Here is a 12,071-nt window from a genome sequence, read left to right as displayed (position 1 = left end):
CAATGAAAATCAATCAGTACGGAACACAATCCGTTAATCCATACCAAAAAAATTACGAAAAGCAAGCCGTACAAAAAGAGGCTGCAAAGCCGAAAGACAAAGTGGAAATTTCTTCTCATGCAAAAGAGCTTCAAAATGCGTCAGATGCGGTCACTAAAACACGTCAGGAAAAAATCGCTCAGCTGAAAGCTGATATAGAGAGCGGAACATATAAAATAGATTCAAACAGCATCGCTGAAAAAATAATGAATTTCTATAAAAAGCAATAAAAAGGAGAAAGCCAATGTCAGCAAAGCCAATTATCGATCAACTGAAGCGACTTTGCGCACTGCATGAACATCTGCTCACGCTGTCTGAGGAGAAAACGGAAGCGCTGAAAGCAGGTAAAACAAAAGAGCTTTCCAACATATTAACTAAAGAGCAAAAGTATATTCAGGCAATCGGGCAGACTGAAGAAGAACGAATCAAGTTAACTTCCCAGTTTCTCAGCCGCGATGAAGATAACACAATTGCTGCATGTATCTCAAGAACTTCAGGCAGTGAAAAACAGGAGCTTGAAGGATTATTTCACTCTTTATCTGCGCTTCTTAACCGTCTGAAAGAAGTGAATGAGATGAATAAGCAGCTCACGATTCAGGCTTTGCAATTCATCTCAGGGGCATTCGATATGATCATGCCGGATGAAAAAGAGAATATGAATTATAAAGAGCCGCAAGCGGCGCGCCAGCCTGTCAGCCGTTTGACATTATTCGATTCAAAAGCTTAGAACGGAGGATTTTCAATGCCATCGACATTTATGGGGCTCGAAACAGCAAGACGTGCACTGAGTGCGCAGCAGACTGCATTGAGCACAGTTTCAAATAACGTTGCAAATGCAAATACAGAAGGATATACAAGGCAGCGCGTCACATTACAATCGACGAGCCCTTACCCCGCTGTATCAAAAAACAGTGAGCTGACGGCCGGCCAAATCGGAACCGGGGTCAAAGCAGGTTCAGTGGAGCGTGTCAGAGACAGTTTTTTAGACTATCAGTACAGAACTGAAAATACAAAATTAGGCTACTATACAGCCCGTTCCAATTCATTGTCGCAAATGGAAGGCGTCATGAAAGAGCTTGATGATAACGGATTAAACGGATCACTCAGTTCGTTTTGGAATGCTCTTCAGGACCTGGCGACGAACCCGGAAAATACGGGAGCGCGCTCAGTCTTGCAGGAGCAGGGGAAATCTCTTGTCGAGAGTTTTAACTATATATCAAGCTCTTTGACTAACATTCAGGGGGATATTAAAAAGAACCTGGATAACACAGCGGATCAGGCCAATTCAATTTTAAATCAGCTGAATGACCTTAATACTCAAATAGCGGCAGTTGAGCCGAGCGGTATGCTTCCTAATGATTTATATGACCAAAGAGACAGATTGATTGACCAACTATCTTCTATGGCAAATATAAAAGTTTCATATAATAAGTCGGGCGGACATGCCTTGGCGACTGCTGAGGGCACGGTCAACGTGGAATTGCTGAACGGAAACAACAATTCTCTCGGAACACTGCTTGATGGTAATACAAAAACCGTTTCAGAAATGAAAATCAACTACGACCAGGACAGCGGTCTTGTGTCAAGCGTATCCGTCGGCAGCAATGCGGTTAATGCGGATGCATTTACCGGCAAAGGCTCACTTTTAGGTCTTATTGAGTCATACGGCTATATGTCAAATGGAGAAGAAAAGGGCCTTTATCCTGAAATGATGACTGCTCTTGATAATATGGCGCTCTCCTTTGCTGACGCGTTTAATGCAGTTCACGAAAAAGGAAAGACCTATACAGGCGAACAGGGCGCAGCATTTTTTGATTTCAGCGGTGATGAAGCGGTGCCGGTAAAAGGGGCGGCAGCCAAAATAAAAGTCAGTGACAAAGTCCTTGCGTCTACAGACAATATCGCAGCGTCGTTAAACGGAGAAAAAAGCGACGGCACAAACGCGACAAACCTGGCAGCCGTGCAGAACAGCAAGCTGACAATTAACGGTGAAACCACTACAATTAATGACTTTTATGAATCCCTTATCGGCAAGCTGGGCGTTAATTCACAAAAAGCGGCCAATCTTATGAACAACTCTGAAAGCAACACCCTTTCGGCCGATCAGCGGAGACAATCAGTCAGCGCCGTGTCATTAGATGAAGAAATGACAAATATGATTCAGTTTCAGCACGCTTATAATGCCGCTGCGCGAATCATAACGATGCAGGATCAAATATACGATAAAATTATTAACGGTATGGGCACCGGAGGAAGATAAGGAGATAAGTAAATGAGAGTAACTCAAGGGATGATCGCAAAAAATTCTCTTCGATTTATCGGCTCAAGTTATGACAAGCTCGATCGGCTTCAGCAGCAAGTGTCTACGGGGAAAAAAATCACCAAAGCTTCTGATGATCCGGTCGTCGCAATGAAGGGAATGCAGTACCGTACTCAGCTTGCGCAGGTCAACCAGTATCAGCGGAATGTTTCGCAAGGTTTCACATGGCTGGAAAACTCGGAATCCAGCGTAAACTCGGAAACGGATATTATGGGGAAAATCCGGGACTTGATGATTAAGGCAAAAAGTGATTCGAACGGTGAAACGGAATTAAAAGCAATCGGTACAGAAATCGGCCAGCTGAAAAAGCAGCTCGTTTCTGTCGCGAATACTCAAGTGAACGGGCGTTACCTGTTTAACGGAACAAATTCAGATGTCCCGCCGATCACTGAAAATGCCGACGGCACGTATACGTACAACTATGAAAATTACAAGAGTGCTTCGGATGTTAACATCAACATTTCGAACGGGGCAGTGCTGAAAGTGAATTCTGACCCGAATTCAGCTTTCGGAGGCGTCGCTCAAAATGGAGATAATGTATTTGAATTTCTCAACTCATTAGAAGCTTCTTTAAGCAAAGGTACGCTTTCTGAAGCAGATTCAAATCAAATTCTGTCAGACATCGACGGTTTTACTGACAAAATGAATGCTGAAAAATCCAATATCGGCGCCCGAACAAACCGTTTGGAACTCATTAAGACAAGGTTGGAATCTCAAGCTGCTACCGCTGAAAAAGTATTGTCAGATAATGAAGATGTGGAAATGGAAGATGTGATTGTTGATTATTTATCTCAGCAGACGGTTCATAAAGCTGCGCTGTCAGTAAATGCGAATATCATTCAGCCGTCACTGATCGACTTCCTGAAATAATAGATGAACGTCTTCTATATATAAAAAAAGCGACTCACAACAGGGAGATCGCTTTTTTTACTAGAACACTCTAAAGAGGAGGGGTCTCTATGCAGATGCCGAGATTGATTATTGACAGTGTGCCTGCTAAAATCGGTATAACCTTTCAGAAGGAAGAAATCGAGATGGAACAGCCGCCCGCTGACCTGGAAATCGAGCAGCCGCCGGCAGAGCTGAACATTGAAAGCACGCCGGCCAAACTGACGATTGATCAGACGAGGGCGTGGGAGAACTTAAATCTGAAATCATTTGAGAAGCTGAACGCTGAAGCCGCCCAGAAAGGTGCGCAAGCATGCAGTGAGTTTATTGCGAAAACAGTCAGAGAAGGGAAGGAAATGGCGGCTATCGAAAAGAAAACCGGCAATGTGATGGCCCGGCAGGCAGCGGATGTCAGCCCGCCTGATCCATTCGGCGAATTCAGCGACTTTCTGCCTGCGCAGTTTCTCGTTGACATTGACTGCATTCCTTCAAAGCTTACGGTTGATATTGAAGCCCGCAAACCTTCAATTGAAGCCACCGCCCATAAACCGGTATGGAATTACACACCGGGGAGAGTTCAGATTGATATGAGGCAAGACCCTAAAGTGACGATTTCGGTTGACGACGGTAATACAGAATAAAAGATGAAAGTGGTAAAGGATTGTGAAGCATGATTATTAAAACAAAATATCACGGAGAAATCAGAATAGACGAAGGGCAGATTATCTCATTTGAAAACGGGCTGCCGGGATTTAATGACGAGACTCAATTTGTTGTTCTTCCTTTGTCGGAAGATTCACCGTTTTTGGCGCTGCAGTCTGTCAAACAGGAGCATATCGCCTTTATTGTCGCCAGTCCGTTTATTTTCTTTAAAGGATACGAATTTGACATTGACCAATCGACGCTGGAGCTTTTGCACATTGAAGATATAGAGGACGTCGAAGTGATGGCGATTTTAACGCTGGAAGAGCCTTTTGAAAACACGACCGCCAATTTAAAAGCGCCGATTATCGTCAATAAAAAGGAAATGAAGGCGAAACAAATCATTTTACATGATGCTTCCTATGAAACAAAACATTTGATAGGAGGAGGATCATGCTAGTTCTCTCGAGAAAAGTGAATGAGTCCATTCAGATCGGGCCGGATATTGAAATCAAGGTGATTGCCATCGAAGGAGAGCAAGTGAAGCTGGGAATTGAAGCGCCGCAGCACGTGGATATTCATCGGAAAGAAATATACTTGTCCATCCTGGAAGAGAATAACAGAGCCGTATCTTTTAATACTGATTTATTACTTAATTTATCCTCACAAAAAAAGTGAGGATTTTTTTATTTTCAATATAAACAATAGAAGCGGCCGTCCGATATATATAGTGTAGCCAATGAGAGGAAAAATTTTCTTCAAAAATGATGCTGCGCAAATGCACAAGGACGTGCGAAAAACAATTCAGGGAGGAAATACAAAATGAGAATCAACCACAATATCGCGGCTCTTAACACTAGCCGTCAGCTGAATGCAGGTTCAAACTCTGCTGCAAAAAACATGGAAAAATTATCTTCAGGTCTTCGCATCAACCGCGCTGGTGATGACGCTGCGGGTCTTGCGATCTCTGAAAAAATGCGTTCTCAAATCCGCGGTTTAGACATGGCGTCTAAAAACGCTCAAGACGGAATCTCTCTTATCCAAACATCTGAGGGTGCATTGAACGAAACTCACAGCATTCTTCAGCGTATGAGCGAGCTTGCTACACAAGCGGCGAACGATACAAACACAGATTCAGACCGTTCTGAGCTTCAAAAAGAGATGGACCAATTAGCGTCTGAAGTAACAAGAATCTCTACTGACACTGAGTTCAACACGAAAAAACTTCTTGACGGAACTGCGCAAAACCTTACGTTCCAAATCGGAGCTAACGAAGGCCAAACAATGAGCCTGTCTATCAATAAAATGGACTCTGAAAGCCTGAAAGTTGGTACGACTTATACTGTATCTGGTGATCAAAATACACTTACAGCAACTGACGGAAGTACTGCTACTTGGGCGGATGCAGACGATGCTACAAACAAACCGGCTGGTTATTATGATACTGACGGTAAAGTCATTGCATCTGAAAAATTAGCTGCAGATTCTAAAGTAACAAAAGGTATCGACATCTCTTCTTCAGCTAAAGCTGCGTCTTCAGCTCTTACAACAATCAAAACAGCTATCGACACAGTATCTAGCGAGCGCGCTAAACTTGGTGCGGTTCAAAACCGTTTAGAGCACACAATCAACAACCTTGGTACTTCTTCTGAGAACCTGACTTCTGCTGAATCACGTATCCGTGACGTAGACATGGCTTCTGAGATGATGGAGTACACGAAAAACAACATCCTTACTCAGGCTTCTCAAGCAATGCTTGCGCAAGCTAACCAACAGCCTCAGCAAGTTCTTCAATTGCTTAAAGGTTAATGACGGAAAGATCCTGGTTCTCCAGGGTCTTTTTTTATTTCTGCAGCTTTTCCCCCTCATCATGCCAAAGAACCCTATTGACAAAATGAAACGTTATAATTTGCAGTTAAATTATTGAAAACCTTTTAATCTGACCGATATAAGAATAAGATCATACATTTATGGAGCTGTGATATGATAAACAGTCGGAAACTCACTGTTGTCATAGAGCCGTCTACGACTAAACGCCGAAAAGGAGAGGGTACATATGGTCACAAGAATCACAGGCCTTAATTCCGGTCTTGATGTAGATTCTCTGGTGAAAAAAATGATGGATGCTGAAAAGCAGCCGCTTAATAAATTAAACCAGCAAAAGCAGACGCTTGAATGGAAGCGCGATGCTTATCGGGAAATGAATACCCAGATTGCCGACATGTATTCCACTACATTTAATAATATGCTGATGTCCACAAACTGGAATAAAAAAACAGTAACAAGTTCGGATGCCAGTGTCAGCGCGGCGGCCGTCAGTGCTGAGCAAAATATTTCAACAAGCATGTCTGTTCAGCAGCTGGCCACGCCGACGACATATAAATCCTCAGGGGCCATCAATTTCACTTCGGGTCAAAGCCAGACATTGAAATTCAATGTCACAAATCCGGGTGAAACGAAGCCGACTGAGGTAAACGTCACGATCGCCGCAACCGATACGATTGATGATGTGGTCACCAAACTGAACAGCTCAGGCCTCGGGGTGACGGCTTTAAAAGAGAAAATCTCCAACGGATCGGATTATGTGGACACGATTGCGTTCACTTCCAATAAAACGGGCGAAGGGTTTACCCTTTCAGCAGGTGATGACGCGACCAAAAGCTTTCTGAAAGATCAGCTCGGTTTTGCCGTTGATGATGCAACAAATGAACTGACGGCCAATGCCGAAGGGAAAAACGCGAAGTTTACGTTCAACGGGCTTGAAATGACAAAAACGTCAAATAACTTTACGATCAACGGCATCAAATACACGCTGAACAGCGTGACGGACAGCAATAAAACGGTTACGATTAACAGCACGACTGATACGGACGGCATTTTTAACAACATTAAAGATTTCGTTGATAAATACAATACGTTAATTAAAAGCGCAAACGAGAAGGTGACAGAATCAAAATACCGCGATTATAAGCCGCTAACCGATGAACAAAGAGAAGCGATGACCGATAAGCAGATTGAGCAGTGGGAGGCAAAAGCCAAAAGCGGTTTATTACGGAGCGACAGCACGCTGCAGAACGGTTTGGCGGAGATGCGGCTTGATCTGTACTCAACGGTTACGATTGACGGAAAAAAATATCAGCTTGCCGATTTCGGAATTGAGACGTCTGATAGTTATACGGATCAAGGAAAGCTTGTCATTAAAGACGAAGCGAAACTGAAACAGAAAATTACCGAGAATCCTGCTCTCGTGGCTAAACTGTTTAATGCAGACAGCCCTGATACAGCGAAAACCAAAAACCCGGAGGAACAGGGGATTGCCCGGAGATTAAAAGACACATTAAATAAAATGCAGATTCAAATCTCAAAACAGGCGGGTACGGAAAGCTCGGTATCAACCAGCTTTGCCATCGGAAAAAGCCTGGATGAAATAGAAACAAATATTTCCAATATGAAAACGAAGCTGGATGACATCGAGACGAGATATTATAAAAAGTTCAGCGCATTGGATACGGCATTGGAGAAATTGAACAGCCAATCTTCATATCTCACGTCAATGTTAGGATCTTCAACATCATAACCTTGGAGGTTTTATAAAAATGGCATTAAATAATCCTTTTGCTGCTTATCAGCAGACATCCGTCTTTACAGCCGCTCCGGAAGAGCTGACCCTTATGCTTTATAACGGCTGCCTGCGATTCATTAAGCTGGCAAGGCAGGCGATGAAGCAAAACAACCTTGAAGCCAAAAATGAAAATATCGTAAAGGCGCAAAACATCATTCAAGAGCTCAGCATCACGTTAAACCGGGAGATTGAGATTTCCGAGCAGATGTCATCCATTTATGATTACATCCGCCGCCGGCTGATCGACGCGAACGTGCAGAATAACGGAGAATTTTTAGATGAAGCGGAAAAGCTAGTTACTGAATTCCGCGATACGTGGAAACAGGCCATGCAGAGCGAACGGAAAAACAGCCATGGCGCGGGCGGCCTTGCCTGATGAACAGCAATGTCCTTTCTTTGTATAACGAAACGAAGAACATGTACACCGCACTGAAGGATGCCCCGGAAAGCGACGGCCTCATCAGCAGCTTTACGGCATTTACGGAGAAAAGGGAGGAGATGCTTGCAGGCATAAAGCCGCCTTTTTCCGAAGAAGAAAAAACGCTGCTTCAGCAGGTGGCCGCGATGGACCGCTTGATTACCGGGGAAGTGAAACGGATCCAGGATGGCATCCGAAATGAAATAAAAACACTCAAGAAAAAACGGGTGTACCATAATACGTATTTTAATCCGTATCATCAAACGACAAGTGACGGCCGTTATTACGACAAACGCAAATAGGTGAGTGTTTTGAGAAGTTTGAACGATTACCATTTGGTGTCAGCATACTACCAGCTTCTTTTTACCATTGATGAGGGGCTTTGCTACCTATTGGATACGCAGGATGATTTTTTCAAGACGGAGGGCGAACGGATTTACAACGATTTGATTCAGGCTTTTTTTCATCTCGATTCCTCTCATGCGCTTCTCTTGTCTATCGTTGAGTGCCGATGCGTGGAGACGGCGATTCGGTCATTTGACGAGATTTTTCAGGATTTCAGCATGTTAAATGATTATGATTTCCCGTCCGCTCCATTTCAGGAGTTTTTAAAAACCATCTTTCTGCCGCATTATAAGGTGTGGATGGAGCAGACGCACGACTGCATCAAACCGTATGTTCTTCACTAGACCTGCTGCAAGCGGCAGGTCTTTTGCCTGCGTCTTCTGCATATACTGATAATCCTGCCGGAAGCAGCGGATAAAGGCCGACACCATTCGTCATCGTTCACCGAATTTACACATTATTTTAACGTTTCAGCAGGGATCAGAAGGGGAAAAAGAGAAATAGTTACATATCCTTAGATAAAGGGAGGCGTTCTTTGATGAACTACAATATCAGAGGAGAAAACATTGAGGTTACACCTGCGTTAAAGGATCATGTGGAAAGAAAAATCGGCAAGCTGGAACGATATTTCGAGCAGAGCGTCAATGCCGATGTGAACGTCAACTTAAAATTCTATAATGATAAGGAATCCAAAGTTGAAGTCACCATTCCGATGACTGATCTGGCGCTTCGATCCGAAGTGCATAACGAGGATATGTACAATGCAATTGATCTCGCAACAAACAAGCTGGAACGTCAAATCCGAAAGCATAAAACAAAAGTCAACCGAAAATTCCGCGAGCAGGGTCTTCCGAAACATTACTTCGAGAACGGAAGCGCAGCTGATACAAACGTAGCGGTTCAGGACGAAATTGAAGATGACAGCCCGGAAATTGTCCGTCAGAAACGTTTTAATTTAAAACCGATGGATAATGAAGAAGCGATTCTCCAAATGAATATGCTCGGACATAATTTCTTCGTATTCACCAACGCGGAAACGAATCTCACAAATGTCGTTTACCGCCGAAATGACGGCAAATACGGATTAATTGAACCGACTGAATAAACCATCCAGCCTTCCGTGAACGCGCGGAAGGTTTTTCTCTATACTTTATCTGCAAATTCTTTGGAAATAACCAAAGGTATGTTATGATAATGAGAGGTATACATGGACAGAAAATTATCATTTATTCCATGCGAAATCTGCATGTGAACATAGAGGAGCGTTATAGATGCTTGGGATTTTAAATAAAATGTTTGATCCGACCAAACGTGCGCTGAACAAATACGAAAAAATAGCGAATGACATTGATGCTGTAAAAGGAGATTATGAAAATCTCTCTGACGATGCGCTTAAACAAAAAACGGCAGAATTTAAAGAGCGGCTTGAAAAAGGAGAAACGACGGATGACCTTCTTGTCGAAGCGTTTGCCGTCGTTCGTGAAGCTTCACGCCGCGTAACCGGCATGTTCCCGTTTAAAGTACAGCTGATGGGGGGCCTTGCCCTTCATGAGGGGAATATCGCAGAAATGAAAACAGGGGAAGGGAAAACGCTGACGTCCACCCTTCCGGTATATTTAAACGCGTTGACGGGAAAAGGCGTTCACGTCGTAACGGTCAACGAATATCTGGCAAGCCGTGATGCCCAGCAAATGGGAGAAATTTTCGAGTTTCTCGGGCTTACAGTCGGCCTGAACCTGAATTCGTTGTCAAAAGACGAAAAACGCGAAGCTTACGCGGCCGATATCACATATTCAACGAATAATGAACTCGGCTTTGATTATTTGCGTGACAACATGGTGCTTTATAAAGAACAAATGGTGCAGCGCCCGCTTCATTTTGCCGTTATTGATGAAGTCGATTCCATTTTAGTCGATGAAGCGAGAACGCCATTGATTATTTCCGGACAAGCTCAGAAGTCCACAAAACTGTACGTGCAGGCAAATGCGTTTGTCCGCACACTCAAGCAAGATCAGGATTATACGTATGACGTCAAAACTAAGGGCGTTCAGCTGACGGAAGAAGGAATGACGAAGGCTGAAAAAACGTTCGGCATCGACAACCTGTTTGATGTCAAAAACGTGGCGTTGAACCACCATATCAATCAGGCTTTAAAAGCCCATGCGGCGATGCAGAAAGACGTGGATTATGTTGTTGAGGACGGCCAGGTCGTCATCGTCGATTCCTTCACCGGCCGTCTGATGAAAGGACGCCGCTACAGCGAAGGCCTTCACCAGGCGATTGAAGCGAAAGAAGGCCTGGAGATTCAAAATGAAAGCATGACTCTGGCGACGATTACGTTCCAAAACTATTTCCGTATGTACGAAAAGCTTGCCGGCATGACCGGTACCGCAAAAACGGAAGAGGAAGAATTCCGCAATATTTATAACATGCAGGTTGTGTCCATTCCGACCAACCAGCCGGTCATCCGTGAAGACCGTCCGGATTTGATCTACCGCTCAATGGAAGGGAAATTCAAGGCGGTGGCGGAGGATGTCGCCCAGCGCTACATGACCGGACAGCCCGTTCTTGTTGGTACGGTTGCCGTTGAAACATCTGAATTGATTTCTAAACTTCTGAAGAATAAAGGAATTCCGCATCAGGTGCTGAACGCGAAAAACCATGAGCGTGAAGCTCAGATCATTGAAGAAGCGGGACAAAAAGGCGCTGTCACAATTGCGACCAACATGGCAGGACGCGGAACCGACATTAAACTCGGTGAAGGCGTAAAAGAGCTTGGCGGCCTTGCAGTCGTCGGTACGGAACGCCACGAATCCCGCCGGATTGACAACCAGCTCCGCGGACGTTCAGGGCGTCAGGGAGACCCGGGTATCACACAATTTTATCTTTCAATGGAAGATGAATTGATGCGCCGTTTCGGAGCTGAACGGACGATGGCGATGCTTGACCGGTTCGGTATGGATGACTCCACGCCGATTCAGAGCAAAATGGTGTCACGCGCCGTGGAATCGTCTCAAAAACGTGTCGAAGGAAACAACTTCGATTCACGTAAACAGCTTCTCCAATATGACGACGTGCTCCGTCAGCAGCGCGAAGTCATTTACAAGCAGCGTTTTGAAGTCATTGACTCTGAAAACCTGCGTGACATTGTGGAAGGCATGATCAAGTCTTCACTGGAGCGTGCAATTGCCGCTTATACGCCGAAAGAGGAGCTTCCGGAAGAATGGAATCTTGACGGCCTCGTGGAGCTTGTGAATACAACGTATCTTGATGAAGGCGCGCTTGAAAAGAGCGATATCTTCGGAAAAGAACCGGATGAAATGCATGAGATGATCATGGATCGTATCATGACAAAATATAATGAAAAAGAAGAGAATTTCGGCACCGAGCAGATGCGTGAATTCGAAAAAGTCATCGTATTGCGTGCCGTCGATTCAAAATGGATGGATCATATTGATGCGATGGATCAGCTGCGTCAAGGGATTCACCTTCGCGCCTATGCGCAGACAAATCCGCTGCGTGAATATCAAATGGAAGGTTTCGCTATGTTTGAGCACATGATTGAGTCCATTGAGGACGAGGTGGCGAAATTCGTCATGAAGGCCGAGATTGAAAGCAATCTGGAACGCGAAGAAGTTGTTCAGGGCCAAACGACGGCTCACCAGCCGCAGGACGGCGATGAGGCCAAACAAGCGAAAAAAGCGCCGGTGCGCAAAGTCGTAGATATCGGACGCAACGCGCCTTGCCATTGCGGAAGCGGAAAAAAATATAAAAATTGCTGCGGCCGGACAGAATAG

General features: G+C 44.5%; 14 protein-coding genes. All 14 read left to right on the top strand.

Features of this window, described 5'->3' with window-relative positions; genetic code table 11:
• Window positions 1–2: 2 nt before the first annotated feature.
• The 14 genes from flgM to secA all read left to right on the top strand — a co-directional run bounded on the left by flgM (window position 3) and on the right by secA (window position 12,071).
• The gene (flgM, locus tag AD710_RS05495) at window positions 3–269 is read left to right on the top strand and encodes a flagellar biosynthesis anti-sigma factor FlgM (RefSeq protein ID WP_016937773.1); all 267 of its coding nucleotides are present in this window, start codon (window positions 3–5) and stop codon (window positions 267–269) included.
• 14 nt (window positions 270–283) lie between these two features.
• Window positions 284–766: a flagellar protein FlgN gene (locus AD710_RS05490; protein WP_045926612.1), complete on the top strand. Its 483-nt coding sequence runs from the start codon at window positions 284–286 to the stop codon at window positions 764–766.
• A 15-nt stretch (window positions 767–781) separates the two neighbouring features.
• On the top strand, window positions 782–2,299 hold the full coding sequence (gene flgK, locus AD710_RS05485) for a flagellar hook-associated protein FlgK (protein WP_049627498.1): 1,518 nt from the start codon (window positions 782–784) through the stop codon (window positions 2,297–2,299).
• Window positions 2,300–2,311: 12 nt separating this feature from the next.
• Window positions 2,312–3,229, top strand: coding sequence for a flagellar hook-associated protein FlgL (gene flgL / locus AD710_RS05480; RefSeq protein WP_049627497.1), 918 nt, complete (start codon window positions 2,312–2,314; stop codon window positions 3,227–3,229).
• An 89-nt stretch (window positions 3,230–3,318) separates the two neighbouring features.
• Window positions 3,319–3,888, top strand: coding sequence for a DUF6470 family protein (locus AD710_RS05475; RefSeq protein ID WP_049627496.1), 570 nt, complete (start codon window positions 3,319–3,321; stop codon window positions 3,886–3,888).
• A 29-nt stretch (window positions 3,889–3,917) separates the two neighbouring features.
• Window positions 3,918–4,349 (top strand): flagellar assembly protein FliW, encoded by a 432-nt coding sequence (gene fliW / locus AD710_RS05470; RefSeq protein ID WP_016937778.1) that lies wholly within the window; start codon window positions 3,918–3,920, stop codon window positions 4,347–4,349.
• Window positions 4,343–4,567, top strand: coding sequence for a carbon storage regulator CsrA (gene csrA, locus AD710_RS05465; RefSeq protein WP_003151402.1), 225 nt, complete (start codon window positions 4,343–4,345; stop codon window positions 4,565–4,567). Before fliW ends, csrA begins: the two co-directional genes overlap by 7 nt.
• Window positions 4,568–4,711: 144 nt before the next feature.
• On the top strand, window positions 4,712–5,698 hold the full coding sequence (locus AD710_RS05460) for a flagellin N-terminal helical domain-containing protein (protein WP_049627495.1): 987 nt from the start codon (window positions 4,712–4,714) through the stop codon (window positions 5,696–5,698).
• Between the two features lie 247 nt (window positions 5,699–5,945).
• Complete coding sequence (locus AD710_RS05455) at window positions 5,946–7,466, top strand: flagellar hook-associated protein 2 (RefSeq protein ID WP_049627494.1); 1,521 nt, start codon at window positions 5,946–5,948, stop codon at window positions 7,464–7,466.
• Between the two features lie 19 nt (window positions 7,467–7,485).
• Window positions 7,486–7,887, top strand: coding sequence for a flagellar export chaperone FliS (gene fliS / locus AD710_RS05450; RefSeq protein ID WP_049627493.1), 402 nt, complete (start codon window positions 7,486–7,488; stop codon window positions 7,885–7,887).
• Window positions 7,887–8,231: a flagella biosynthesis regulatory protein FliT gene (gene fliT, locus AD710_RS05445; RefSeq protein WP_045926617.1), complete on the top strand. Its 345-nt coding sequence runs from the start codon at window positions 7,887–7,889 to the stop codon at window positions 8,229–8,231. Before fliS ends, fliT begins: the two co-directional genes overlap by 1 nt.
• 9 nt (window positions 8,232–8,240) lie before the next feature.
• Entirely contained in the window at window positions 8,241–8,618 is a 378-nt protein-coding gene (locus tag AD710_RS05440) for a DUF8042 domain-containing protein (RefSeq protein WP_029575299.1), read from the top strand.
• Window positions 8,619–8,812: 194 nt separating this feature from the next.
• Complete coding sequence (gene hpf, locus AD710_RS05435; RefSeq protein WP_016937784.1) at window positions 8,813–9,379, top strand: ribosome hibernation-promoting factor, HPF/YfiA family; 567 nt, start codon at window positions 8,813–8,815, stop codon at window positions 9,377–9,379.
• 166 nt (window positions 9,380–9,545) lie between these two features.
• Window positions 9,546–12,071 (top strand): preprotein translocase subunit SecA, encoded by a 2,526-nt coding sequence (secA, locus tag AD710_RS05430; protein WP_047475776.1) that lies wholly within the window; start codon window positions 9,546–9,548, stop codon window positions 12,069–12,071.

It is taken from the genome of Bacillus sp. JFL15 (assembly GCF_001184225.1).
In the GTDB taxonomy this organism is placed as follows: domain Bacteria; phylum Bacillota; class Bacilli; order Bacillales; family Bacillaceae; genus Bacillus; species Bacillus siamensis.
The sequence above is the reverse complement of the archived record's forward strand: the minus strand, read 5'-3'. Positions and strand labels throughout refer to the sequence as shown.